Raw genomic sequence first — 25,597 nt, 5'->3', positions numbered from 1 at the left:
CCGTGCCCGTGGTGCTTAAAGTGCATGGATCTGCACGGCAAGATCCCGCATGGCTACGGCCGCGAGGGAGAGCCTGACCCCGGCTCCGTACACCATCGAGACCCCGACCCTTCGAACCGCCGGGTGAATTCGCTTGGTCACCAACCTCCGCCCTTCGTAGGTCAGATCAGAAGCGGGTCTCTGCACCAAAATCGCGTAGCCCATCCCCCGCCCCACCATCGAGCGGGTGACTTCGAAGTCGGTGGTGCGATACCTGATCCAGGGAGTCAGCCCCGCGGCTTTGAACACCATTTCTGTATGCTCTCGGCTAGGCGGCACGTCCAGCAGGATCATCGGCTCTGCGACGAGCTCCGCCAAGGCGACCTTCTGTTCACCGGCCAAAGCGTGGCCTGCCGGCAGCACCAGCGAGGGCTCGGTGGAAAAGAGCTTGGTCCGCTCCAGCCCGGCATCGAGCGAAAAATCGTAGACCAAGGCCAAATCCAGTTCGCCGGCCAACAACATCTCGTTGATGCGTTGCTGCGTTCCCGCATAGAAGTCCAGCTGCACCTGAGGGTGCAGCTGGCCATACACGTCCAAGAGCTCGGTGAGCACGGTGGGGGCCAAGGACGAGTAGCAGCCGATCTTTACCCGCCCACGCAGCACCTCTCCCACGCCGCTGGCCATTAGCTCCAGATCTTCGGCGCCTTCGATGAGATTGCGCGCCTGTGACAGCACGTAGCTGCCGGCAGGAGTGAGCTGCACCCCATGGGCTTTGCGCCGGATCGTCAGCTGGGTATTGAAGATCTTCTCCAACTCGTTCAGTGACCCGGTCACCGCCGAAGCCGATAGCGATAAATTTTTCGCCGCGCCGGCTATCGATCCGGCCGCGCCGATCGCTACCAGGCATTCGAGCTGCCGCAGGGTAAAACGCATTTCAAAACCTCGCCTAAACCGTGGATACAGCTCACATAAAACCAGTTTACCGACGATTGTGGCTTGTCGCACACTGGAGGAAGCCAGGAACATAACACGTACAGGAGCCCAGCCATGAGCACTTCCACCGACGCACCTGCCAGCTGCCCATTCAGTGGGGCAGCCGCCGAGGCTTCCAGCATTTCACCTGCGAAGGCCCGGCCGTCCAGCGAGACCGGAGCGGAAGCGCCTAGCGCGGACTGGGTCACCATCGCCGACTTGCACGACGATCCGTTCCCCATCTACCAGAAGCTGCGGGCGCAGGCTCCGATCCACTGGGTGCCCGCCGTCAACAGGTATATGGTCACCTCTTACGCGGCCGCACATGAAATCGAACAGAACGAGGCAGATTTCACCGCCAATGAACGCGAATCCCTGATGAAGCGCTCCATGGGGCATTCGATGCTGCGCAAGGACAATCCAGAACACCAGATCGACCGTGACTCCTATGGCAAGACCCTGCGTCCGGCAACCATCAAGAACCACTGGAATGAGATCTTTGCCGCCAACAACGACAAGTATCTGAACGAGCTGCAGGCCAAGGGGCCCGGCGCCGACTTCGTCTGGGACTATGCGGCCCCGTACACCGCGGAAAACCTGCGTCTGATCTGCGGATTCCACAACGCCAGCCAGCAAGACATGCAGCGCTGGAGCCAGAGCATGATCGACGGCACCGGAAATTACGCGGACGACCCGGCGATCTGGGCTAAATCCGCCGAGTCCTCTGCCGAGGTCGACGCCGCCATCGCGGAAATGCTTCCCTACCTGGCGAAAAATCCGGATCATTCGCTGCTCTCCGGGCTCGCTTCGATGCCGATTCCGTTGGAAGCGATCCGCGCGAACCTGAAAATGACCATCGGCGGCGGGCTGAACGAGCCACGCGACGTGCTGGCAACTACCGTCTGGGCCCTGCTGAATCACCCGGACCAGCGACACGCGGTGCAGAATGACGATGCGCTTTATTCCAAGGCGTTTGAGGAATCCGTGCGCTGGGTGGCACCGATCGGCATGTACCCCCGGGAAACCACACGTGATCTGGTGCTCGAGGGCATTGCTCTACCCCAGGGGGCCCGACTGGGGGTCGTGCTCGGTGCCGCGAACCGCGACCCGCAGGTGTTCGATGATCCGGAGTCCTTCAACATCTTCCGTCCGAAAAAAGCCCACTTGGCCTTCGGCGGTGGCGTGCACTTCTGCGCCGGCACTTGGATCGCCCGCGCACAGGTCGCCCAGATCGCCCTGCCAACTGTCTTCGGACGCCTGCCGAACCTGCGATTGGATCCGGCCAATGCGAGCGTCGACGCCGGATGGGTCTTCCGCGGCATGACCAAGATGCCGGTGCTCTGGGACAGCTAATCCGCGCCGCATCTCCCGAATTTTCACCAACAATTCCAGTACGAAAGCGAGCCCCCGTGCCTACCATCATTTTTTCACAATCGGACCAGTCAGCTACCGAGATCGAGGTCTCCGAAGGCACCAGCTTGATGCGCGCCGCGGTCAGCAATGGTGTGGCCGGAATCGTCGGTGAATGCGGCGGTCAAGCCATGTGCGCGACCTGCCACATCTACGTCGACCCGGAATTCTCTGCCGAACTCGATGAGATCGGCGAGGACGAAGAGGAAATGCTGGACTGCACCACCGCAGCCCGCACCGAATACAGCCGGCTGGGCTGCCAGGTGAAGATGTCCGCCAAGCTCGCGCGGATTCGCGTAAGCGTACCGAACGAGCAGGTCTAGAGCCCGTGGGTGCAATTAACGAACGCGTCGTGATCATCGGCGGCGGGCAAGCGGGAATCCAGCTCGCCGACTCGCTGCGCGCGCAGGGGTACCAGGGCGAGATCAGCATCGTGCACGATGACCGGGCACTGCCCTACCAGCGTCCGCCGCTGTCCAAGGACTTCCTCGCCCAAGGCCCGGCCCCCGAGCCGCTGCCGCTGCGCGCGGCCAGCTTCTTCGCGGAGCAAAACATCGAGCTGCGCAGCGGTCTCACCGTGCTTAGCGTGGACACCGTACGACGCAGCGTGGCGCTCAGCGACGGAAGCACGCTGGGCTATGCGCATCTGGTGTTCGCCACCGGGGCACGCAACCGGCAGCTGGCCTGCCCGGGGGCGGAACTTCCCGGCGTGCTGGGGCTGCGGACCTTGGCTGACGCGCAACAGCTGCAACAGGCGTTGGGCCGCGCGCGGCAGGTGGTGGTGATCGGCGCCGGATTCATCGGCCTCGAATTCGCTGCGGCGGCGCGAGCCCGCGGGCTCGCCGTCACGGTGCTCGAATTCGCGCAGCGGCCGATGGGCCGCGCGGTGTCCACCTGCCTGTCGGACTGGTTTGCCCAGGCCCACCGGGACAACGGCATCGATCTGCGGCTCGGCGAGGGTGTGCGCGAAATCCGTGCCACGGGCAATTCCCTGGTGGTCGGATCGAGCACCGGCGACGAATACGATGCTGATCTGGTGGTCTATGGCATCGGGGTGCTGCCCAATATCGAGCTGGCCCAAGCCTCCGGGATTCACACTGAAAACGGAATCACCGTGGACGCCGCGCTGCGCACCAGCACCGCCGGGGTCTACGCCATCGGCGACTGCGCCTGGTTCCCCAACGCCTTCAGCGGATCGCGGACGCGCCTGGAATCGGTGCAGAACGCCACCGACCAGGCCAAAGCACTGGCCGAAGTGATCGCGACCGGATCCGGCGAGTACGCCGCGCTGCCCTGGTTCTGGAGCACGCAGGGAGCGTTGCGGCTCCAGATCGCAGGGCTTGCGCACCCGGAGGACACTCCGCTCGTGCTCGGCGAAATGCGGGCCGGCAAGTATTCGGTCGCGCTCTTCCGCCAGGGAGTGCTCACCGCGGTGGAGTCGGTTAATTCACCGGCGGACCACATCGCCGCGCGCAAGCTGCTCGCCTCCCGCACCGAAATTACCCCGGCGATGCTCCGCGAACCGGGGAGCACGCTGAAGGAATTGGCCAAGCGCGCGGTTCTCATCGGCGCCTGAGCCCGAACCTCGGAATCAGCTCAGCCATCAACGTCCAGTCAGGAACTCCATGAACACCGCCACCAGCACCCCAGGCCGCCGCGGCACCAATCAGCGCCGCGTCGCCTTCGCCACGGTCATCGGCACCACCATCGAATGGTACGACTTCTTCATCTACGCCACCGCCGCCGGACTCATCTTCGCGCAGCTGTTCTTTGAACCGGCCGGCGCCCAAATCGGGCTGCTGCTGGCGTTCGCCTCGGTGGGCATCTCCTTCCTCTTCCGCCCGTTGGGTGCCTTCCTCGCCGGACACTATGGGGACAAAATCGGCCGCCGGGCCATGCTGGTGCTCACCTTGACACTCATGGGGGCCTCCACCACGCTGATCGGCGTGCTGCCCACCTACGACACCGCCGGGGTGCTGGCACCAATTCTGCTGTTGTCCCTGCGCATCCTGCAGGGCATCTCGGCCGGCGGCGAGTGGGGAGGCGCGGTGCTGATGGCCGTGGAACACGCTCCGGCGGACCGCCGCGGCCGGGCCGGGGCCTACCCGCAGCTCGGTGTGCCGCTGGGCATGCTGCTGGCTTCCGGGGTCACTGCCCTGATGACCGGAGTGATCTCGCCCGGCGAAGCATTCCTCGCCTGGGGCTGGCGGGTCCCGTTCCTGCTGAGCATCGTGCTGGTCCTGGTCGGATACTTCATTCGCCGTGCGGTGGATGAATCACCGATCTTCGAGGAGATCGCCGCCAAGAAGGCGCAAACGAAGGTCCCCGTAGTCCTGCTCTTCCGCAAGCACTGGCCGCTGGTGCTCATTGCCGCACTGGTCTTCGCTGGGAACAACGCCGCAGGCTACATGACCACCGGCGGATTCCTGCAGGCGTATATGACCAACCCGGAGGGTCCGGTCGGCTTCAGCCGCACCGCGGTGCTGATCGCGGTGTCCTTTGGCGCGGTCATGTGGTTCATCTTCACCGCGCTGTCCGGATTGGTGGCCGACAAGCTAGGGCGCAAACGAACCTACCAAATCGGTTTCATCTCGCAGCTGCTGTGCATATTCCCGCTCTTCTGGCTGGTCGATACCGGGAATCTAGGTCTGCTCTATCTGGCGTTCGCCTTCTTTGCCGTCGGGCTCGGATTCTCTTATGGTCCGCAGGCGGCGCTGTATTCCGAGCTGTTCCCGGCGTCGGTGCGCTTTTCCGGTGTGTCGATCTCCTACGCCCTCGGTGCGATCCTGGGTGGGGCCTTCGCCCCGATGATCGCCACCGCCCTGGTGAACGCCACCGGAGGGACCAATGCGGTGGCGCTGTACCTGATCAGCATCACCGCGGTGTCGCTGATCGCCGTGTCGCTGTTGCGTGATCGCAGTGGGATCAACCTGTCCATCGAGAACCAAGCCGAGCAGGAAGTCGGGGCCACCATCTTCGACAAGCGCGTTGCCGTTGCGGTCCCGGAACAAGCAGGCATCCGCTAGACCACTTTGAGCATGTATCAGGCTCGATAACCTGGCTCTTCGGCGGTCGTGCCCGGGTCAGCGCGGCGGGCGTGGCCAGCGGAGCTGACCGCCGGAGGCATCACCAGCCGGCGTTCCGGGTACGAAAAAGGCCCGTGGGCCATCCCGCCGCGGCGGGATGGCCCACGGGCCTTCGGGTTGCGTTGCGCCTAGCTGGCGACGCTGGCGGCGTGGGCGGCGTTGCGTTCGGCCGCCTCGACCACGTTGTTCAGCAGCATCGCCCGGGTCATCGGGCCCACGCCGCCCGGGTTCGGGCTGATCCACGAAGCGACCTCGGCGGCCGCCGGATCCACGTCGCCGGTGACCTTGCCGTCAACCCGGGAGACTCCCACGTCGAGCACGATCGCGCCGGGCTTGATGGACTCGGCCTTGACGATGTGCGGGACCCCGGCGGCGGCGATGATGACATCGGCCTGGGCCAGCAGCTCGGGCAGGTTGGTGGTGCCGGTGTGCGCCAGGGTGACGGTCGCGTTGACCGACCGGCGGGTGAGCAGCAGTCCGACCGGACGTCCGATGGTCACGCCGCGGCCCAGGACCAGCACGTGCTTGCCGTTCAGATCGATATCGTGCCGGGCCAGCAGGTCCACGCAGCCCAGTGGGGTGCATGGCAGCGGGGAGGCCATCGGGCGGTTCACGTTGGCGACCAGGCGGCCCAGGTTCATCGGGTGCAGCCCGTCGGCGTCCTTCTGCGGATCCATCGCCTCCAGGATCGTGTCCTGGTCGATATGCTTGGGCAGCGGCAGCTGCACGATGTAGCCGGTGCAATCCGGGTTCTCGTTCAGCTCGCGCACCTTGGCCAGCAGCTCCTCCTGGGTGGTTTCCTCCGGCAGATCCACGCGGATCGATTCGATGCCGACCTCGGCGCAGTCCTTGTGCTTGCCGCCGACGTACCAGGCCGAGCCCGGGTCGTTGCCCACCAGGATGGTGCCCAGCCCGGTGGCGTAACCCTGCTCCTTGAGCTTGGCGACGCGTTCGGCCAGCTCCGCCTTGATGGTTGCCGCGGTGGCCTTGCCGTCGAGAATACGTGCGCTCACACTGTTCCTTCCGTTGTGGCCTGCGCAGCTGCTGCGCGGCTCACGATGCTGTTCGGTACCAGACCCAGGCGCGCGGTCCGTATTCACTGCAGGTTGCTCGCTCCCCGGTGGTTATCCACCTCACGCCAGTCACGATGCTTCTGCGCACAAGTCTAACGAACTTCGCGGTGCGCACACCGGTGGATGACGGGCGAAAAATGTGATTTCCTCGGCCGAAGGCTGTGCACCACGTAGCGGGTGCGGCGGGAATGCGCACCGCTCCGGGGTTGTTGTACCCGGTGAGCGCAACGTGGAGAAAGCAGGTTCGGGTGAGCTACCAGAGCATCGTGATCGGCGCCGGCCAGGCGGGGCTTTCGGCGGCCTATCAATTGCACCGGCGCGGACTGGTAGCCGGCGAGGATTTCGTGGTGCTCGACGCGAACGAGCGCCCCGGCGGCGCGTGGCAGCACCGCTGGGACACCCTCACCCTGGGCAAGACGCACCGGATCCACCCGCTGCCGGACTTCCCCTTCGAAAATCAGGACCCCACGCGGCCAGCCTCCGCGGTGGTCTCCGACTACTATGCGCGGTTCGAAGCGCTGCACCGGTTGGCGGTGTGCCGGCCCGCGAAGGTGGCGGCGGTCAGCCACGACGGAACCTGGTTCAGCGTTCGGCTTTCCAGCGGCGAGGAGCTCGCGACGCGCACGCTGATCAACGCCAGCGGCACCTGGACCAACCCCTTCTGGCCGGTCTACCCCGGCAGCCAAGAATTCACCGGGCCGCAGGTGCACACCTCCGGATTTGTGGCGCCGGAGCAGTTTGCCGGGCAGCGGGTGCTGGTGGTCGGCGGCGGGGCGAGCGCCACCCAGTTCATCGTGCAGCTGCGGGCCGCCGGGATCGACACCCTCTGGTCCACCCGGCGCGCCCCGGACTGGCGGGAGGTGGGCAACGATCCCGAATGGGGCGTGGCCGTGGAGCGCGAGGTCAACGCGCGGACCGCCGCCGGGCTGCCGCCGAAATCCGTGGTCGGCACCACCGGGCTGATTCTCACCGAGGCGATGCGGGCGGGCATCGACTCCGGTGCGCTGATCTCCCGCGGGGCCATCTCCTCGCTGGGTGCACGGTCGGTGCGCTTTGCCGACGGCACGAGCGAAAAGGTCGACGCGATCCTGTGGGCCACGGGGTTCCGCCATGCCCATCGGCACCTGCGCGGGCTGAAGCTGCACACCAGCGCCGGCGGGATCCGGGTGCTTGCCGATTCGGTGAGCGCGGCGGCGCTGCCGGGAATGTTCTTCGTCGGGTACGGCGCCTCGGCCTCCACGATCGGGGCGACCCGGGCCGGGCGGAAAGCCGCGGTGGCGGCGGTGCGCCGGCTGGCCGAGCTCGGGGTGGCGGCTGGTTCCGCGGACGCGAGCGAAGCGGGGGCCGAAAATCGCCCGCCGCAGATGACAACGGCCAGGTAAATATCGCGCTGGCAAGACGCCGGATTCGGCGCAGGGGGCTCCGGGAGGTTAACCTCGATCCATGAGCAACCAGTACATCGTGACCCTTTCCTGCCTGGACCGACCGGGCATCGTGCATGCAATTTCCGGCGGGCTGCTGGGCGCTGGTTGCAATATCACCGAGTCCCAGCAGTATGAATCGCCGGATTCGAACACCTTTTTCATGCGCATCGAGGTGGCCACCGAACAGTCCCTGGTCCAGGTGCGCGCGGCGCTCGCGCCGATCCGCGAGGAATTTGTGATGTCGCTGCGCGTGGACGACGCGGCCAAGCGCACCCGCACCATGATCATGTGCTCCAAGGCGGGGCACGCGCTCAACGACCTGCTCTTCGCCCAGCGCGCCGGAAATCTGGCCATCGAGGTGCCGGTGATCGTCTCCAACCACCTGGATCTGAAGCCGATGGCCGAGTTCTACGGGGTGGACTTCGTGCACCTGCCGGTGACCCCGGCGAACAAGTTCCAGGCCGAGGCGGAGCTGCTGGCCCTGGCCGATGAGTACGATATCGAACTGGTGGTGCTCGCCCGCTACATGCAGATCCTCTCCGACGCCTTGTGCGAGCGGATGGCCGGACGGGTGATCAACATCCACCACTCCTTCCTGCCCTCCTTCAAGGGGGCGAAGCCGTACCACCAGGCCCACGCCCGCGGGGTGAAGCTGATCGGCGCGACCGCGCACTATGTGACCGCGGACCTGGATGAGGGGCCGATTATCGACCAGGAGGTCACCCAGGTTTCCCATGCGCGCACCCCCGCCCAGCTGGTCGCGCTCGGGCGCAGCGTCGAGGGCCGCACGCTGACCCGTGCGGTGCAGTGGCACTCCGAGCACCGGGTGATGCTCGATGGGCAGCGCACCATCGTCTTCTCCTAGTTTCGCGGCAGTGCCCGGCGGCGCGCACCGCGCAGCGCTTCGCCGAGCCGGACCCCGGCTGCGGATAGGATGGGTGCCATGGCTCACATAATTACCATTGACGGCGTTACCCCTACCGTGGGCGCCGAAGTTTTCCTTGCCCCGACCGCGACGCTGAGCGCCGACGTGCAATTGGCTGATCGCGCCAGCGCCTTCTACGGTGTCTCGGTGCGCGGCGATTCGGCCCCGATCCGGGTGGGCAAGGGCACCAATCTGCAGGACAACGTCGTATTGCATGCCGATGCGGGGTTCCCCTGCACGCTCGGGGACGCGGTATCCGTCGGCCACAGCGCGGTGGTGCACGGCGCCACCGTGGGCGATGGCTGTCTGGTCGGGATGAGCGCGACGATCATGAACGGCGCGGTCATCGGCGAGCAGTCGCTGGTGGCGGCCGGGGCCCTGGTGCTTGAGGGCACGCAGGTGCCGCCGCGCTCGCTGGTGGCCGGGGTTCCCGCGAAGGTGCGCCGCGAACTGACCGCGGACGAGGTCGCCAGCCTGAACGTGAACGCCGAGCACTATCTGGTGCTCGCCGCCAAGCACCTGGCCGCCAACGGTTCCTGACCGCCCCGCCGATTCTCGACTCCCAGTACAAGGACACCGCCGATGACCTCGCATATCCGCACGCCACCGACCGCGCAGCCCTCGGCTCTGCCGGCCGCCGAGGCCACCGGGCGGACGCTGAACTGGGGCGTGGTGTCCACCGGGCGGATCGTCTCCAAGGTGATCGGAGACCTGCAGGCTCTAGCCGACGCGCAAGTCTGCGCGGTGTCCTCGCGGAATACGGCCAAGGCGCGGGAATTCGCCGACGAGCACGGCATTGATCGGGCCTACGGGTCCTATCAGGAGCTGTTCGCGGACGAGCAGGTGGAGGTCGTCTACATCGCGACCCCGCATGGGCAGCATTATGAGATCGCCATGGCTGCGCTGGCGGCCGGCAAGCATGTGGTCTGCGAGAAGTCGCTGACCATCAACGCATCCGAGGCGCGCACGCTGGTGGAATTCGCGGCCGAACGTTCGCTGTTCCTGATGGAAGCGCTCTGGGCACGCTTCACTCCGGCATTCGCCCGGGCCCTGGCGATCCTCGCATCGGGGGAACTGGGCGAGGTCACCTGGGTGCAGGCGGATCTGGGGTTCCACGCCGCCTATGATCCGGCCTCGCGCCTCTTCGACCCGAAGGCCGGCGGCGGGGCCCTGCTGGATCTGGGTGTGTACCCGCTGACCTGGGCCATCGGCGCCCTCGGCTTCCCCGAGTCGGTGCACGCGGTAGCTCAGCTCAATCGGGACGGCGTGGATACGCAGACCGCGATGAACCTCTCATACGCCGGTGGCAAGCATGCCCAGTTGCTGCTGACGCTCAACGGGGGCGCCCCGCAGCAGGCGCGAGTCACCGGCACCGGCGGATGGCTGGCCACGAACGCGCCGCTGTACAACGCGAGCAAATTATTCATCCACCCCACCGATGGCCCGCCCCGCGTAGAAGAGTTCGAGGCGGTAGGCGAGAACTACGGATACGAATTCCGCGAGGCGACCCGCTGCATCCAGCAGGGGCTCACCCAGTCGCCCACGATGCCCTGGGAGCACTCGGTGAAAACCATGGAGCTCTTCGATACGATCCGCGAGTCTGTAGGGGTCGTCTACCCGAACGATCTGGTGACGCGCTGAGCTCCGGTCGCGGAAAAGCTCTGCGGCACAAAAGCGCCGGCCCCACGCTGAATTTCAACGTGAGGCCGGCGCTTTTTGCGTGGTGCAGCCGTGCGGCTAGTTGACGGGCTGTTCCGCGGTGGCCAGCTGGCCATTTTTGGCGCTGCTGCGCCGCCAGTAGGCGGCAATGAGCGCGCCGGAGAGGTTGTGCCAGACGGAGAAGACCGCGCCGGGAAGCGCCGCCTCGGGGGTGAAGAAGTCCTTGGCCAGCCCCGAGGCGAGGCCGGAGTTCTGCATGCCGATCTCCACGGCCATGGTGCGGCGGCTCGCGATCGGCTGCTTGAACAGCTTCGCGGTGCCATAGCCCAGGGCGATGCCCCCGGCGTTGTGCAGGATCACCGCGAGCAGGATCAGCAGGCCCGCGCTGAAGATGGCCGCCGAGCTGCCGGCCACCACGATGACCACCACGAAGGTGATTGCGATGACCGAAACCCACGGCAGGGCCGGCAGCACCATGTTGACCAGGCGGGGCAGGATCGTGCGCAAGACGAGGCCCAGGACCACCGGAATGAGCACGATCTGCACAATGGACAGCGCCATGGTTCCCGCGGCCACCGGCAGGTATTGCCCGGCGAGCCACAGGGCCAGCAGCGGGGTGAAGATCGGCGCGAGCAGCGTCGAGACCGAGGTCATCGTCACCGAGAGGGCCACGTCGCCCTTGGCCAGGTAGGTGACCACATTCGAGGCGGTGCCGCCCGGGGCGCAACCGACCAGGATGACGCCGGCGGCCAGCGCCGGAGGCAGCGCCAACGCCATGGCGATGCCCAGGCCCAGCAGCGGCATGATGATGAATTGGGCGATGACTCCGAGGAGCACCGGCAGTGGCCTGCGCACCACGAGGGCAAAATCGGGCAAGGTGAGCGTGAGCCCCATGCCGAACATGATGACCATCAGCAGCGGATTGATCAGCTTGGAGAAGCCGGAGAAGGTTTCGGGGGTGAGCAGTGCGAGCGCGCCGCCGGCCAGCACCAGCAGCGGGAAGAGGGTGACCGCAACTTTGGCGCTGCGTTCCTCGCCGGCCTTTTCGGGCGCGGAGTGAACAGGAAGATCAGAAGACATGGGATAATCTTGGCAAATCGATCATCATTGCGCCAATTGTGACGGCAATTCGATCAAGCGCAGGCGGTCAGGGATCGACGATTTCCACGTCCAGCTGCCCCGCGCGCCACAACCGCGTCATCCGCTGCGCCAGCTCCTCGGCTTCCAAGGCCTCCGAAGGCGTCATGAAAAACGTATTGACCCGCAGGCGCTGTTGTGGATCCAGCTCCTTGGAGAGCAGCACCATTGGCCGGCACCCCTTGATCTTCACCGCGTGGAACAATCCGCAGTGCCGCTCGATATGGTGCACCGAGCAGCCCAACTCCGAGGATTCCACATCCGTGGCTCCGCCCTTCTCCCAGGCGTCCAGATGATCCAGCTCGCACCGCTCGGCGGGCATGCTGCATCCAGGATAGGCGCACCCCCGATAGGCGGCGCGTATCGCCCGGCCCTGAGCCTTGGAAAACAACCGCTGGGTGCGTCCCAAGTCCAATGGCAGGCTCTTGCCGTTGAGCACCAACGGGTACACTCCCGCGTTGCATAACGCCGCCCGGGTTTCGCCTGCCGACAACTCGATGCCCGAGGAGGTTACGGCGAAATCCTTGCCGCGCTCGCGCATCTTCTCGTAGTCCAAGATGATGCTCACCTGCGGGGCGACCAGTCCCGGCCGCTTCCCCTTCGAACCACCCGAACCGGTGCGGTCGGCCATCAGCAGCGCCATGAAGCCGATCAGATACCGGCGTTCGGGCCGCAGCTCTTCCCACGGCGCCTGCGCCTCAGGGCCGGCACGGGCAAGATCTGGCGGGTCAACCGCGGAATCGGGAAGGTCCTCGGCATCGCGGCTCTGCGCCACCGCGGTCGAGAGCCGCGGCGCATCGGTGCCCGGGAGCGCCGGCGCTGCAGGACAGCCGCCGGGCAGATCCGCTGGGCGGCTTTCGGCTTCCGCCGCCGGAGCCGCCGGTTCTTCATCCTGGGCTGCGCTGCCGCGCTCCACGGCGTTGCCTGGCTCGTCGTTTTCCGCGGGCTCGGTGGCGTCGTTGCCGGGCTCGGCATGCGCCGGGCGGTTTTCGACGTTCTCGGCATCCGCGTCGCCTTTGGCCCAGCCGGGCATCGAATCCGAGTCGTCCCACGAGCTGCCTGGCTCCCCGGTCAGCTCGGCATCCAAATCCTTCAACGCCTCCCGGTTGCCCGCGATCGTCTTCGGATTGTTCAGCGCCTGCTGGAACGCTTCGATCTGCGCCGCCTGCGCAGGCAGCACGCGCAGCAAGTACTCCACCAGCCCGTTGCGCACCCCGAGCTTGAAAAAGCCGATGTCCGCCAGCAGCGCCTTCATCGGCCGCTTCCCGGCCTTCACCTGCGCGACCAGATCCGCCACATGCTTGCGCGCGGTTTCCGGTTCGTTCTTGATGAAGCTCACCGCTTCGGCCTGCAGCCGCGCTTTGGCGGCCTCGCCCTCGGCTCCTTGGCCCAGATCGTTGCGGGCCGCGTGGATCTTCTTCGCCGTCCCCACGACCAGGCGCGGATCTGCGGCGGGATCGGCGAACTGCTCTGCCAATTGCGGCAGCCAGGGGTCGAGGCGTTGCCCGGCTTCGTCGACCCCGGCGATCAGGCAATCGGCCTGCACCAGGCGTTCCCGCGCGGTGGTTGCGGGCACGCCCAGCCAGCCGTGCAGCAGCTCCGCGGTCGCCTTGAACTGCGTCCGGCCGGTGGTGGTCTGCCCGTGCAGTGCGTCGAGCTCTTCGGGTGCCGTCTGCGAGCCGGCGTCGGAAATCTTCTGGAGGGACTGCTGGTCCAGCTTGTGCGCTCCGCTGCGGCGCAGTGCGTCGGCCGCATGGATCTGCGCGTGGGCCACGGCCGCGGCGGCCCGCTCGGTGAGCCAGGCGAAGTAGGCGGCGTGCCCCGGGGCGGGCGTCTCGGCGGCGATGGCCTGCGTCGCGGCGGTCATCAGCGCCAGGCCCCGGGCCAGCTGGCCCAGGGCCTCTGCGGTGCTGCGGGAGTTGTCCATGGCCCCAGTGTGCGCGGCGGCTAAAGCTGCAGTGCGGGTTCCCTCGCCGGCTGTGGACAAGTGGTGCGTGCCGGGCCTGCGGCGTTACGCGCGGCGGCCAACCCGAGGGAAAGATCCGCGATGAGGTCCTCGGGTTCCTCGATGCCCACCGAAAGGCGGACCAGGTTGGCCGGGATTTCCAGCTCGGTGCCGATCAGCGAGGCATGGGTCATTTCGCGCGGGTAGCAGACCAGGGATTCCACCCCGCCCAGGGAAACCGAGAGCTGGAAGTACTCCATGGATTCGGCGAAAGCGCGCGCGGCGGGTTCGTCGGTGAGCTGCAACGAGACGATGCCGCCAAAACCACGCTGCTGGCGCGCCGCAAGCTCATGGCCGGGATGGGATTCCAACCCGGGGTAATAGACCCGCGTCACCTCAGGCTGGTCATCAAGCCAGCGTGCCAGCTTAGCTGCGGAGGCGCAGTGGCGTTCCATGCGCAGTCCCAAGGTCTTCAGGCCGCGTGCGGCCAGGTAGGAATCCTGCGGGCCGGCCACCGCGCCGCCGGCGAATTGCTGGAAGCCGACGGCTTCGGCCAGCGGCTGGCCACGGAAGAGGTGATCGGCGACGATCACCGCGCCGCCGAGCACATCCGAGTGTCCCCCGATGTACTTGGTGGTGGAGTGGACCACCGCGTGGGCCCCGAAGTCCAAAGGCCGCTGCAGGTAGGGAGTGGCGAAGGTGTTGTCCACTACCAGCAGGGCGCCGTGCTCGCGGGCGATGTCCGCCCAGCCGGCAAGATCGGCGATGCCCAGCAGCGGGTTGGAGGGAGTCTCCACCCAAAGCAGCGCGGTGTTCGGGCGCACCGCTGCGCGCACCGAGTCCAGGTTGGTGATATCCACCGCGGAAGAGGTGATGCCCCATTTGCTGTGCAATTTGGAGATCAGCCGGTTGGTGCCGCCGTAGCCGTCGGCGCCCAGGATGATGTGGTCGCCCGGTTCAAGCACCGCACGCAGCAGCGCGTCTTCGGCGGCGATGCCCGAGGCGAAGGCGAACCCCGCGGCTCCGCCTTCCAGGGCGGTGAGCTGCGCTTCGAAGCCATCGCGGGTCGGGTTCGAGCCGCGGGAGTATTCGTGCCCGGAGCGCAAGACGTTGATTCCGTCCTGGATGAACGTGCTGGTTTGGTAGATCGGTGGGACCACGGCTCCGGTGTGCGGGTCTTTATGCTGGCCGGCGTGGACGGCGAGGGTGTTGAAGCCGCTCATGATGCTCCTTGGGTTTGCGGGGCCAGGGCCCGGTTTAGTGCGCTGTCCAGCGCTTGGGTGAGGTCGGCGAGCAGATCGGCGGGGTCTTCAAGCCCCACCGAAATGCGCAGGGTGGAGGTGTTCAGGCCCGCGGCGAGAAGTTGCTCCGCGGAGAGCCGGCAGTGCGTCATGGTGGCCGGGTGGGCGACCATGGTGCGGGTATCGCCCACATTTGCGGCCAGGGAAATCAGCTGCAGCCCGTCGATCACCGGGGACACCAGCGAGGGGTGGGCCAGTTCGATGGCCAGCACGCAACCGGTGCCCTTGGGCGTGAGCTTTTTGGCCAGCTCGTGGCTCGGGTGGGCCCGCAGCGAAGGGTGGTGGATGGCCGCAATGCCCGGGTGATCTGCAAGTTCCTGGATCAGGGTGCTCACGCTGCGCTGCACGTGTGCGGCACGTACCGGCAAGGTTTCGATGCCGGTCAGAATGCCTTGGGCGCTGGCCGGGGCCAAGGCCGGCCCCAGGTCGTGCAGGAATTTGGAGCGGACCAGCATGGCGTAGGCGGCCGATCCGTGGCGTTCAAGCAGCGAGGCATTGTTCAGCCGCACTCGCGGGGCGGCGATTTGCGGCCAGCGGGTGGAATCCGAGAAATCGAACTTCCCCGAGTCCACGACCACGCCGCCGAGCACCGAGCCGTGTCCGGCTAGCCCCTTGGTGGCCGAGTGCACCACAATGTCGGCGCCAAAATCCAGCGGGCGAATATTCAGCGGGGTGGCCAGCGTATTGTCGACGACCACCGGAATGTTGTGCTCGTGCCCGATCGCCGAGATAGCGGGCAGGTCCGCCACGGTGCACAGCGGGTTGGAGACGGACTCCAGGAAGAACGCCCGGGTGTCTTCTTCGATGGCCCCGGCCCAAGCTGCGGGGTCGGCCTGGTCGACAAAGCTGACCCGGATGCCGAAGTCGGAAAAGGTGTCGGTGAACAGGTCCACGGTGCCGCCGTACAGCGAGGAGGAAACCACGATGTGCTTAGGACCCTGGGTCAGGGCAAGCAGCGAGAGCGCAACGGCCGACTGCCCCGAGGCGGTGGCTACCGCTTGGGCTCCGCCTTCAAGGGCGGCCACCCGCTGTTCCAGGATGGCCACGGTGGGGTTGCCGGTGCGTGAATAGGTGAAGCCGGCCTGGCGCAACGCGAATTTTTCGATCGCTTCTGCGTGCGATTCGAACTGGTACGCTGCGCAATTGTGCAGTGGCGGCAGCATCGGGCGGAAATCTCCGCTCGGACGATACCCTGCATGGACCGCGTCGGTTCCTTGGCGTTGGTTCATAGCTCCTTCTCGTTTCTGATCCACGAGAGAGTGCACCGAACACCCGGCGTCGTACCGCCCCTCGGCCGCCCTGAGGCCACAACGGTACGAAGCATGGCGCCTTATGGCACGTTCGGAACTGCTCCATCGTTCCTGGCATTAGCACCTTTCGGTTTCCCGATGGTTGCTGCGACGTCTACGAGCCAGATCTCTCGGTCGCTCTTGATGGGTTGTTGTTCTTCCATGGTTGGACATCGGCATCCGGCGGCGCAAACGACGCCCACGCCCGCGCTTCATACAGGGGCACCTAGCTTCACATCCCGCGCCAGTCCCGTAATGGGGCCCGGCCCGCAGTCCCTTTGTGACGCGCGGCAACCGCCAGAATCCTTGAAGAACCAGGGTTTTGCGCAACTATTATGTCGCCGACGGTCCGCCAAATGACACGGTGTTACGTCTTGGGGGCCGGGGATTCAGTCCAGGACCTCAACTCCGAAGCTTGAGACGACCGAGCGCACCTCGTCCAGATAGCGCCGCGCTTGCTCGGTCAGCGGAATCGCTGCATGGTCGATCCAGCCGATCTCGATGCGCTCATCGACATCCAGCGGGATGGCGACGATGGACGGATCCAGCTCGTCGCTGATGATGCCCGTGGAGATCGTGTACCCGCCCAGGCCGATCATCAGGTTGAAAATCGTCGCGCGGTCCGAAACCTGGATCTCGCGCTTGCTGGAGCTGGTGGAGAGCACTTCCTCGGCGAAGTAGAACGAGTTGTTCGCACCCTGGTCGAAGGTCAAGCGCGGCAGGTCTTCGAGGTCCTCGAGCGTCACCCGCGCCCGGGAGGCCAGCGGGTTGCTGCGCGAAATGAAGATGTGCGGATCGGCGAGGAACAGGGGGTGGAATACGAGCCGGGACTCGCGCAGCAGCTTGTCGATGACCTTCCGGTTGAAGTCGTTGCGATAGAGGATGCCGATGTCGCTGCGCAGGGTGCGCACGTCCTCGATGATCTGTTCGGTGCGGGTCTCGCGCAGCGAGAATTGATATTCCTCGGCCCCGCTGGCCTGAACCATCCTGACAAACGCATCCACCGAGAAGGAATAGTGCTGCGTGGAAACGCCGAGCAGGCGACGGACCGAGGGACGGCCGAGGTAGCGATGCTCAAGCAGCTCCACCTGCTCCAGAACCTGCCGGGCATAACCGAGGAATTCTGCTCCCTCGGCGGTGAGCGTCACTCCCCTGGCCGAGCGGACCAGCAAGGTGCGTCCCACGCGGGCTTCGAGCTCCTTCATCGCCGCCGACATGCTCGGCTGTGCGACGTAAATCAGGTCAGCCGCCGCGGAGATCGACCCCTCGCTGGCGACCGCGATGAAATAGCGCAACTGCTGCAGTGTCAAACCACTCGTCCCCTGAACCATAGTGCAAGTCTATATGAATCCATAGTTATATCGAGTTACCTGATATCCGCGATCTCACTGCATGATGGACGCATCGACTTACTTTCGGCCGGCCCAGGCCACTGAGCACCAGATAGGCCACCATGGCAGACGCGTTCACCTTCAGCATCAGCACCACCAAATTCGACGAAGACTACACCCCCTGTGCGAGCTCACGAGTCACGACAAACTTCGCCAACCTGGCCCGCGGGGAAAACCGCCAGGAGAACCTGCGCAACGCTCTGACGATGATCAACCGCCGCTTTAATTCCCTGGCTCACTGGGACAATCCTCAGGGCGATCGCTATGAACTCGAGCTGGAGATCATCTCCGCCAATGTGCACTTCGACTCGGCGAACGCAGCGGAGCAGTTCCCGCTGCTTGAAGTCTTAGACACCACCATCGTGGACCGAGCCACCAGCACCCGCAGCCACGGCATGGTGGGCAATAATTTCTCTTCCTATGTGCGCGATTACGACTTCAGCGTGGTGCTTCCGGCGGCCGGCAACGGCTCCGGTGCCCCTAAATTGCCTGAAGATTTTGGCGAACTTCATGGCCAGCTCTTCCAGCACTTCCTGGATTCGCAGGCTTATCGTCAGCGCTTTGCGCAACTACCCGTGGTCTGCATCAGCGTCTCCACTTCCAAAACCTACTACCGCACGGGCAACAGCCACCCGGTCCTCGGCTTGGAATACCAGCAGGATGAGAACTCCCTGACCGATGCGTACTTCGGCAAGATGGGGCTGCGCGTGCGCTATTTCATGCCACCGGGCGCCGTCGCTCCGCTGGCGTTCTACTTCCGTGGCGACTTGCTCAACGATTACACCAATCTGCAGCTGATCAGCACCATCGCCACCATGGAGACCTTCCAGAAGATCTACCGCCCCGAGATTTACAACGCAAGCTCCGCTGCACCGGCCGTCTATCGCCCAAGCTTGGGGGCACAGGATTTCGCCCCGACCAGGATCTCCTACGACCGCGAAGAGCGCACCCGGCTCGGCGCAGTGCAGGGCAAGTACACCGCGGAGCACTTCATCACCCCGAACCGCGAATTGCTGGACCAGTGGGCCGCCACTTGCCCCGCTCCCGTCGCCTGAGAACCGAAAGACACACGATGACATCAAAGCTACTTCCCACCTCCATTGTCGGCAGCCTGCCCAAGCCTTCCTGGCTGGCGAAGCCCGAAACCCTCTGGTCTGATTGGAAGCTGGAAGGCGCGCAGCTGCGCGAAGGCAAGCAGGACGCCATGCGCGCAGCGGTGCTGGAGCAGACCCGGCGCGGCATCGACATCATCAGCGACGGCGAGCAGACCCGCCAGCACTTCGTCACCACCTTCATCGAGCACCTGACCGGGGTCGATTTTGAAAAGCGCGAAACGGTGCGCATCCGCAACCGCTACGACGCGAGCGTGCCGACCGTAGTCGGTGCGGTGCGGCGTGAGAAGCCGGTGTTCGTTGAGGACGCGAAGTTCCTGCGCTCGTGCACCGACCGCCAGATCAAGTGGACCCTTCCCGGCCCAATGACCATGGTCGACACGCTGTATGATGCGCACTACCGAAGCCGCGAGAAACTGGCCTGGGAGTTCGCGGCCATCCTCAACCAGGAGGCCAGAGAACTCGAAGCAGCCGGGGTGGACATCATCCAATTCGACGAACCGGCGTTCAACGTGTTCTTCGACGAGGTCGCGGACTGGGGCGTCGCCGCGCTGGAGCGCGCCTGCCAGGGGCTGAAAGCTGAGACCGTGGCGCACATCTGCTTCGGCTACGGGATCAAGGCGAACAACGATTGGAAGGCAACCCTCGGCGCCCAGTGGCGCCACTACGAGAAGTCTTTCCCACTGCTGCAGGCCTCGTCCATCAACACCATATCCCTGGAGTCTCACCACTCCAATGTCCCGCTCGAGGTCGTTGAGCTGGTGCGCGGCAAAAAGGTCATGCTCGGCGCCATCGACGTGGCCAGTGAAACGGTGGAAACCCCCGAAGAGGTCGCGCAGACGCTGCGCAATGCACTTGAATTCGTCGACGCGGACAAGCTGGTGCCCAGCACGAACTGCGGCATGGCACCGTTCCCCCGCGACGTCTCGCTGGCCAAGCTGAGCGCGCTCAGCGCGGGAGCCGGCATCCTGCGCGAGGAGCTGGTTGCTGCACGCGTCTGAGCTGGCGACGGCCAATTCACGGATCGGCTTCATCTTGCACGCTAGCTCGCAGTCCCGCCTGCGGAAGGTCCTAGCAAAGTTCTTGCCTGGAAGGCCGAAAACCCATCAGCCCCGGCACCAGCCGGAGGCTGATGGGTCTCGCCGTTCCAGAGCCGGGAAATAGGGCCAATCTCTGACCCGCGTGTCGGCCACCACTGGACGGAAACAATCACCATTGCAGGGACCGGTCCAGAGCAATCGTCCTGGCGCCGGATGCATCCCTAGCGGCAATCAGCAACTAGGGGCAGGATAGATGGCATGGATCCTGACGATGCTTTGATTCTTCCCGACGTTGCCGCATGGCGGGCATGGCTCGATGAGCACGAAGAGACCAGCGACGGCGTATGGCTGGTTGTAGCGAAGAAAGGGACTACCACTCCGACTTCGCTGACTGTCACCCAAGCCCTGCCCGAGGCGCTATGCAGCGGATGGATTGATGCCATTCGTCGCAAGCGCGATGAGACGACTTTCCTCCAGCGCTACACCCCTCGGCGCAAGGCCTCTGTCTGGTCGGAGAAGAATACTGGATATGCCCAGGAGCTGATCGACCAAGGCCGCATGCGCCCGCGAGGGTATGCGGAGATCCAAAAGGCGAAGGACGATGGACGGTGGGAACGCGCGTACCAAGGCCAAGCCACCGCCCAGGTGCCGCAAGATCTCCAAGATGCGCTGGACCGCGCCCCGCTTGCTGCCAAGAATTTCGCCGCGTTGAAGTCCCAGCCGCGCTATCACATCCTGCACCAGCTGATGATTGCCCGGACCGAGAAGACCCGGAGCGCGCGGCTTGCCAAGTTCCTGGCCGAGCTGGAAGCCACCGACACCGAAGGCTGAGGGGCCAGCTCCCTGTCCACGATGCGCAAAACGGTCAACGATGCTACTTAGTGCGGTTCCGCCGCCTAGGCTGATTCTCCGGGTTCTCAAGTAATCGAGCCGAGGCGTCCTTGAGCGAACGGCGTTAGTCCCAACTGTCGGTAGGACATGTCAGCATTTAGTAAACCGCGATCGAAGGATATCAATTGGACTCTCAGCTTCCTCTGCGAATACTTGAAGCCGTTGGACTGCTGCACCGCTTGGGCTACTACGGGCTGCGTGTTTTGCCCGGAATGAATGCCTCAGGTACGGCCTGGCGGATTGTTATTTTCAACGTCACGGAATGGAACCTCGAGGATGAGTTCGGCGACCCCTATAACGCCGAAGAGCGTTGCCTCTACTCCACCTCTGGCCAGAACGTCTTCAACAATGACATCCAATTTCCCGAAGACGTCAGCCATGTGAGCGTTGCGGAAGCAATTCTTGAGGCGATGCCGTCACTCCAGCGCAGTACCGGCAAGGAGAATGGAAACAAGCAATATACCGACTGGTACGCGATGCTTTTGTCCCAAGTTCATAGCCTGGCTGATCTCCCCGTTGCCTACGCCGACTACTTCGACGATTCACTCGGCTGGGAGCTGGGGTGGTGCAGCAGGCACCGTGTGCCAGCGCCGCCGAAGCATCTGCCTGCACCCACGCTCAGCAAACGCGCTGACAGCGACGAGCACTACGTGCTCGAGCTCTGCGATCAGGTGCTGGAGGCAAAGCGGACAGGCCAGCAAACGTTCCCCTGGCTCGTCGGCGATCCGTCAGCCAAGAATGGAAAAGTTAAGCCGCTACCGGTGGACGGTTATTGGGCTGAACTAGGAGTAGTCGTGGAATATCACGAAAGGCAGCACACCGAATCGGTGCCGTTCTTCGACGACAAAATCACGGCGAGCGGACGACGACGCGGCGAACAGCGCAGAATCTACGATGCCCGCAAAGCAGAACTCATTCCGGAGCACGACTTGAAGCTTGTCATCATTGATTTCAAGGACTTCAGCAACAAGCGCGGCAAGATCGTTCGAAAGCCTGCTGAAGATTTGAGAATCGTCGAATCGATACTCGCACAGGCTATGGAAGATCCCGCAGGAAATATCACAAGATAAAGATCGCAGAGCTACCTGCGGCACCCATCGGAACTGCAAGGCCAGGATGGCACATCCGGATCTGCGGCAACACCTTGGCACCGAGGTGCCAACGCGGCCGGCGAGGCTATTTGGTGCGGATTGCCTCGGTGATGGTGGTTCCCACGTAGAGCACGGCACCGGAGAGCAGCAGCAATCCACCGCTGATTCCACCGCCCAGAATGAGGCTGGCGAGGCCAAGAACCATCACCGTGCATCCCAAATACATGAAGATCGACGAGCTGGTATTCGCCTGGGACTTGTTGGAGGTATTCACGTATTCTTCCGGCTGCGGCATGCCTAAACTCTAACATCTTGACAATCAGAAGGGTTTCATGAAGCGCCTGACTCGCCTACTCAGCGCGCGCTTCACACAAGGACAAGGCACTTGCACGGTGTGGCAAAGATGCGCAGAATAAGCTCCGAGGCTCGCACCAAAAACTTACGTCACCGGTGTGACCAGTTCGGGAGGGAACCCTTTGACTTTACGTGTGCTCGTGCCCAATGGCCGGCTGGCAATGAAACTGGATCTGCCTGGCATCACTCCGATCTACTGGCACCTCAACGACTCGAACGAAGAAGCGCCGGAAGCAGAGGTGCTGATCACCGAGCGTCCGCTGCTGGTCGAACGGCGTGCACGGGTCGCGCAGATTCCAGGGTTGCGCCACGTGCACCTGCTCTCCCTTGGCTATGAATGGGTCCTGGAACACCTGAACCCCGACGTCAGCTTGAGCAATTCCCGCGGGGCGGTGGAAGACGCCACCGCCGAGCACACGCTGGCTCTGGTTCTGGCTTCGCTGCGTGAGCTTCCGGAGGCCGGGGCTCAACAGCTCAAGCGGGATTGGAATCCGCTCTGGGGTGGCACGCTCCACGGAGCCACCGTCTTGCTCTTGGGATTCGGCGGCGTCGGACAGGAAATCCGCGACCGTCTGCTGCCCTTCAAGCCCAAGGAAGTGATCGCGGTAGCCAGCCGTGCTCGGCAACTGCCCGATGGCACACCGGTCCATGGGATCGATGAGCTGCCAGCGCTATTGCCCCAAGTACAGGTCGTGATCGTGGCTCTGCCCGATGCCCCGTCGACACGCGGACTCGTTAATGCCGAGTTCTTGGCCCATATGCCGGACCAGTCCCTGCTGGTAAATGTGGGACGTGGTCCAGTGGTCGATACCGACGCGCTGCTTGCCGAATTGCAGTCCGAGCGGCTGCGCGTGGCATTGGATGTCACCGATCCGGAACCATTGCCCGAATCCCACACCTTGTGGGCGGCCCCGAATTGCCTGATCACCCCGCATATTGCCGGAAACACGTGGATGTTCATCGATCTGTCCATGAATCTGGCCGTTGAACAGATCCAACGCATCGCCGCGGGAGACGATCCGCTGCATGTGGTCCGCGGCGCACTGCAGGAGAATTAGCCTCACCAATTTTCTCTCCTTGCCTGCTCCCCGGGTTCCGATCGCCTAGGCTGGTTCCTACGATGGATATCAGGCAGAAAACCCATGACACCGGCGGCCGGGAACGCGCGATCGACGAGGCTAACCGTACAGGTGAGGACGAGTTCCGCATCGATATCGAGCGCATTCGATTCTCCCCGTACTTCTCGCGCCTCTCGGCGGTGACCCAGGTGATTCCGCAGGCGGGTTCGGGCACCACCGTGCACAACCGGTTGACGCACTCCTTGAAGGTCTCCGCGGTGGCCCGCACCATCGCGATCCGCTTGCGCACCGCAGATGAGCCAACCCGAAAACTCGTCGCCGAGCTCGGCGGCTGCGACCCCGTGGTCGTGCAGGCGGCGGCCGCGGCCCACGATTTGGGCCACCCGCCATTCGGGCATTTGGGTGAGCAGGAATTGGATCGTGTTGCCCGCAATACCTTGGGGTTGCCCGACGGCTTCGAAGGCAACGCGCAGACCTTCCGCATCCTCACCGCGCTGGATAGCTGCGATGCCACACCACGCGGGATGAATCTGACCCGTGCCGTACGCGGCGCGGTGCTGAAATACCCGTGGACTCGCAACGAATGGCGCACTATGGCTCCGCTCGCCCCGGAAATGCTGCCCCGCGGGGTGGGGACCGACCCGGCGGCGGGAGCCTTGAAGTACTCCGCCTACGACTTCGAGGCCGCCGAAATGCGCGATGTGCTCTCGGTGTTCCCCGCCATCGGCAAATTCCAGCAGACCCTGGAAAGCTCCGTGATGGATATCGCCGACGATATCGCCTACGCGGTCCACGACCTCGACGATTTCTACCGTGCAGGGATCTTGCAGTACACCACCGTTTCGGCCGAGTTCCGTGCCTGGCTCGATCAAACGGTGCAGCTAGCTGCCATGCGCCAGGCCGACCTCGACCTGCGCAAGCCGGGCCACGCCTTGGAATCCACCTGGCGGCGCGCCTTTGCAAAGGACCCGTGGATCGCCGACGCGGAGGCCTTCCGCGCCTCGGTGCAACGCGTGGGCCATGACCTGGTCGAGGGGCTGCTGGCGGTTCCTTATGATGGCGGTCTGGAGGCGGATCGGGCGGTCACCGCTTTCACCCGGCGCTGGATCGACCGGCTGCAGGAATCCGTCACGGTGGAACGCAATCCGACGATCCGCAGCGGACACGTCCGCCTCACCAAGGAGGCCTGGCACGATGTGGGCGTGCTGAAGTTCGTGCACTCGCGCTTTGTGCTGGACCGCTCGGATTTGGCCGTGTACCAGCGTGGCCAGACGCGCATCGTCAGGTCTTTGGCCGAGGGCTTCCATAGTTGGCTCAACGACGCGGAGGATGCCGCCCGTGCCCCGCGCCGGCTGCTCGATTCGGTGGAAGCCGCCACCGACGAATACCGTCAATTGCGCGCGCACTCCCCCGAGCTTTTCTTGCAGGCCGGACCGGATGAGGTGCAGCGTTTGGGCCAGGCCCGAGCGATCGTGGATTACATTGCCTCGTTCACCGATGCCCAGGCGGTCTCGCTGAATGCCTTGCTGGCAGGTACGGCGGATAACCTCTGGGAGGCCGGGCGCGGGCTGTAGCTCGCCGAAGCCATTGCCCGACTAAAGCAACTCGATGCCGGGTCCGGAGAGGCTGCCCTCGCGCGCCTCGCGGGCGGTGGCGATCATCAGCAGCTCTAGCGCCGGGCCGCGGACTTCGGGTCCGGTGCCAAAGATGACGCCCGCATCTTCGGCCACGAGGCTGACGCGTTGGGCCAGTTCCTTCGCGCCGCCAAAGGACTGGCTCGTCCGGGTCTGGTAGCGAATAGCCGCGGTGACGGCCTGCGCCGGATAGCTGCGGGTGATCCCCAAGGGCCTGCGGATATCTTCGCCATGGGCGACTTCTTCGACGAGTCGGCTGGCGAGCGGGGCCGGCGGCCCGCTCTTGCGCACAGCTACCTCGCGCAGCCGCTGCAAGGTCAGTTGCGGAGTCGCGCCCTTTTCCTCGGCGACTCCATTTGAGTTTTGCCGGTCGAAATCAAAGCGCGCCCGGAGCATGGCGAGCAGCAGCCCAGGGGTGGTGGTGCGCGCGTTGTTCACGAGATGAGCGGCGACGTCGTGAACCGTCCACCCCGAGCACATCGATGGACGCTCCCACTGCTCCGGGCTCAGGACGGACAGGTCATCGATCAGTGCCTTGCGTTCGGCATGTACTAGTTCCCAGACTTCTTGCATAGGTAGAGTCTGGCAGTTGGAGCCACGCGAAACAACACGCGTGGTGTGCCACAGCGTCGGCCAACACCTTGGAGGAAGCGTTCACTCGCCATGTGCCAGCGGGCAATCATCCCGTGCGCTCGGAGGCACAGACCATCACTTTCTTGGACAACGTATGTTCGCCGCTCAATCGGTCGGACACCGCCGGAGCTCTCTACCGTAGTTTTACTTTTAGTGGCTAGGCTAATAAGCG

General features: G+C 64.6%; 23 protein-coding genes and 1 riboswitch. Of the genes, 14 read left to right on the top strand and 9 right to left on the bottom strand.

The features are described from left to right. Positions 1-15 precede the first annotated feature (15 nt). The gene (locus CQ015_RS12495; protein WP_181148543.1) at positions 16-912 is read right to left on the bottom strand and encodes a LysR substrate-binding domain-containing protein; all 897 of its coding nucleotides are present in this window, start codon (positions 910-912) and stop codon (positions 16-18) included. A 114-nt stretch (positions 913-1,026) separates the two neighbouring features. Here CQ015_RS12495 and CQ015_RS12490 point away from each other — a divergent pair, with 114 nt between their 5' ends. Genes CQ015_RS12490 through CQ015_RS12475 form a run of 4 tightly spaced genes read left to right on the top strand, consistent with a single transcriptional unit; the run spans position 1,027 to position 5,387 of the window. Further along, positions 1,027-2,304, top strand: a complete 1,278-nt coding sequence (locus CQ015_RS12490) for a cytochrome P450 (protein ID WP_105650232.1) — start codon at positions 1,027-1,029, stop codon at positions 2,302-2,304. Between the two features lie 56 nt (positions 2,305-2,360). After that, on the top strand, positions 2,361-2,684 hold the full coding sequence (locus CQ015_RS12485; protein WP_105554147.1) for a 2Fe-2S iron-sulfur cluster-binding protein: 324 nt from the start codon (positions 2,361-2,363) through the stop codon (positions 2,682-2,684). A 5-nt stretch (positions 2,685-2,689) separates the two neighbouring features. Continuing rightward, a complete protein-coding gene (locus CQ015_RS12480) occupies positions 2,690-3,937 on the top strand; it encodes an NAD(P)/FAD-dependent oxidoreductase (RefSeq protein WP_105650230.1) in 1,248 nt (415 codons plus the stop codon). 49 nt (positions 3,938-3,986) lie between these two features. After that, a complete protein-coding gene (locus CQ015_RS12475) occupies positions 3,987-5,387 on the top strand; it encodes an MFS transporter (RefSeq protein WP_105650229.1) in 1,401 nt (466 codons plus the stop codon). 188 nt (positions 5,388-5,575) lie between these two features. Here the strand turns inward: CQ015_RS12475 and CQ015_RS12470 are convergent, their stop codons facing one another. Continuing rightward, complete coding sequence (locus CQ015_RS12470) at positions 5,576-6,460, bottom strand: bifunctional methylenetetrahydrofolate dehydrogenase/methenyltetrahydrofolate cyclohydrolase (protein WP_105650228.1); 885 nt, start codon at positions 6,458-6,460, stop codon at positions 5,576-5,578. Between the two features lie 221 nt (positions 6,461-6,681). Here CQ015_RS12470 and CQ015_RS12465 point away from each other — a divergent pair, with 221 nt between their 5' ends. The 4 genes from CQ015_RS12465 to CQ015_RS12450 all read left to right on the top strand — a co-directional run bounded on the left by CQ015_RS12465 (position 6,682) and on the right by CQ015_RS12450 (position 10,510). After that, positions 6,682-7,902 (top strand): NAD(P)/FAD-dependent oxidoreductase, encoded by a 1,221-nt coding sequence (locus CQ015_RS12465; RefSeq protein WP_258138396.1) that lies wholly within the window; start codon positions 6,682-6,684, stop codon positions 7,900-7,902. Between the two features lie 61 nt (positions 7,903-7,963). After that, entirely contained in the window at positions 7,964-8,809 is an 846-nt protein-coding gene (purU, locus tag CQ015_RS12460) for a formyltetrahydrofolate deformylase (RefSeq protein ID WP_096289032.1), read from the top strand. Positions 8,810-8,887: 78 nt separating this feature from the next. Next, the gene (locus CQ015_RS12455; protein WP_096289034.1) at positions 8,888-9,409 is read left to right on the top strand and encodes a gamma carbonic anhydrase family protein; all 522 of its coding nucleotides are present in this window, start codon (positions 8,888-8,890) and stop codon (positions 9,407-9,409) included. Positions 9,410-9,451: 42 nt separating this feature from the next. Further along, entirely contained in the window at positions 9,452-10,510 is a 1,059-nt protein-coding gene (locus CQ015_RS12450) for a Gfo/Idh/MocA family protein (protein WP_105650226.1), read from the top strand. 96 nt (positions 10,511-10,606) lie between these two features. On the opposite strand, the gene CQ015_RS12445 is transcribed toward CQ015_RS12450, so the two are convergent. The 5 genes from CQ015_RS12445 to CQ015_RS12425 form a co-directional block, all read right to left on the bottom strand. Then, a complete protein-coding gene (locus CQ015_RS12445) occupies positions 10,607-11,608 on the bottom strand; it encodes a bile acid:sodium symporter family protein (RefSeq protein WP_105650225.1) in 1,002 nt (333 codons plus the stop codon). Between the two features lie 67 nt (positions 11,609-11,675). Further along, complete coding sequence (locus CQ015_RS12440) at positions 11,676-13,592, bottom strand: HNH endonuclease (protein ID WP_105650224.1); 1,917 nt, start codon at positions 13,590-13,592, stop codon at positions 11,676-11,678. 20 nt (positions 13,593-13,612) lie between these two features. Further along, positions 13,613-14,833, bottom strand: coding sequence for a cystathionine gamma-synthase (locus CQ015_RS12435; RefSeq protein ID WP_105650223.1), 1,221 nt, complete (start codon positions 14,831-14,833; stop codon positions 13,613-13,615). Continuing rightward, positions 14,830-16,140 (bottom strand): O-acetylhomoserine aminocarboxypropyltransferase/cysteine synthase family protein, encoded by a 1,311-nt coding sequence (locus tag CQ015_RS12430; RefSeq protein WP_105650222.1) that lies wholly within the window; start codon positions 16,138-16,140, stop codon positions 14,830-14,832. The genes CQ015_RS12435 and CQ015_RS12430 overlap by 4 nt, the downstream gene beginning before the upstream one ends. Before the next feature lie 120 nt (positions 16,141-16,260). Next, a riboswitch (SAM riboswitch) is annotated at positions 16,261-16,351 on the bottom strand. 238 nt (positions 16,352-16,589) lie between these two features. Then, positions 16,590-17,531, bottom strand: a complete 942-nt coding sequence (locus CQ015_RS12425) for a LysR family transcriptional regulator (protein ID WP_105554158.1) — start codon at positions 17,529-17,531, stop codon at positions 16,590-16,592. A 122-nt stretch (positions 17,532-17,653) separates the two neighbouring features. Here CQ015_RS12425 and CQ015_RS12420 point away from each other — a divergent pair, with 122 nt between their 5' ends. The 4 genes from CQ015_RS12420 (at position 17,654) to CQ015_RS19130 (ending at position 21,704) form a co-directional block, all read left to right on the top strand. Beyond that, positions 17,654-18,646, top strand: coding sequence for a DUF1852 domain-containing protein (locus CQ015_RS12420; protein ID WP_096289048.1), 993 nt, complete (start codon positions 17,654-17,656; stop codon positions 18,644-18,646). A gap of 17 nt (positions 18,647-18,663) precedes the next feature. Further along, positions 18,664-19,704 carry a methionine synthase gene (locus CQ015_RS12415; protein ID WP_096289050.1) on the top strand — a complete coding sequence of 347 codons (1,041 nt, stop codon included), beginning with the start codon at positions 18,664-18,666 and terminating at the stop codon, positions 19,702-19,704. Positions 19,705-20,001: 297 nt separating this feature from the next. Then, positions 20,002-20,574 carry a YdeI family protein gene (locus CQ015_RS12410; RefSeq protein ID WP_105554160.1) on the top strand — a complete coding sequence of 191 codons (573 nt, stop codon included), beginning with the start codon at positions 20,002-20,004 and terminating at the stop codon, positions 20,572-20,574. A gap of 185 nt (positions 20,575-20,759) precedes the next feature. Then, positions 20,760-21,704, top strand: a complete 945-nt coding sequence (locus CQ015_RS19130) for a hypothetical protein (protein ID WP_219844306.1) — start codon at positions 20,760-20,762, stop codon at positions 21,702-21,704. A 106-nt stretch (positions 21,705-21,810) separates the two neighbouring features. Here CQ015_RS19130 and CQ015_RS12400 read toward each other — a convergent pair whose 3' ends face one another. Further along, positions 21,811-22,020: a hypothetical protein gene (locus CQ015_RS12400; protein ID WP_096289054.1), complete on the bottom strand. Its 210-nt coding sequence runs from the start codon at positions 22,018-22,020 to the stop codon at positions 21,811-21,813. A 181-nt stretch (positions 22,021-22,201) separates the two neighbouring features. Between CQ015_RS12400 and CQ015_RS12395 the strand changes: the two genes are divergently transcribed. Then, positions 22,202-23,137, top strand: coding sequence for an NAD(P)-dependent oxidoreductase (locus CQ015_RS12395; RefSeq protein ID WP_146114054.1), 936 nt, complete (start codon positions 22,202-22,204; stop codon positions 23,135-23,137). Positions 23,138-23,199: 62 nt separating this feature from the next. Beyond that, positions 23,200-24,732, top strand: coding sequence for a deoxyguanosinetriphosphate triphosphohydrolase family protein (locus CQ015_RS12390; RefSeq protein WP_105650220.1), 1,533 nt, complete (start codon positions 23,200-23,202; stop codon positions 24,730-24,732). 21 nt (positions 24,733-24,753) lie between these two features. Here the strand turns inward: CQ015_RS12390 and CQ015_RS12385 are convergent, their stop codons facing one another. Then, positions 24,754-25,365 carry a maleylpyruvate isomerase family mycothiol-dependent enzyme gene (locus CQ015_RS12385; RefSeq protein WP_105650219.1) on the bottom strand — a complete coding sequence of 204 codons (612 nt, stop codon included), beginning with the start codon at positions 25,363-25,365 and terminating at the stop codon, positions 24,754-24,756. Positions 25,366-25,597 lie beyond the last annotated feature (232 nt).

The organism is Arthrobacter sp. MYb221, from assembly GCF_002979835.1.
Lineage (GTDB): Bacteria > Actinomycetota > Actinomycetes > Actinomycetales > Micrococcaceae > Glutamicibacter.
Note: the sequence above shows the minus strand (reverse complement) of the source record. Positions and strands in the feature narration are given on the sequence as shown.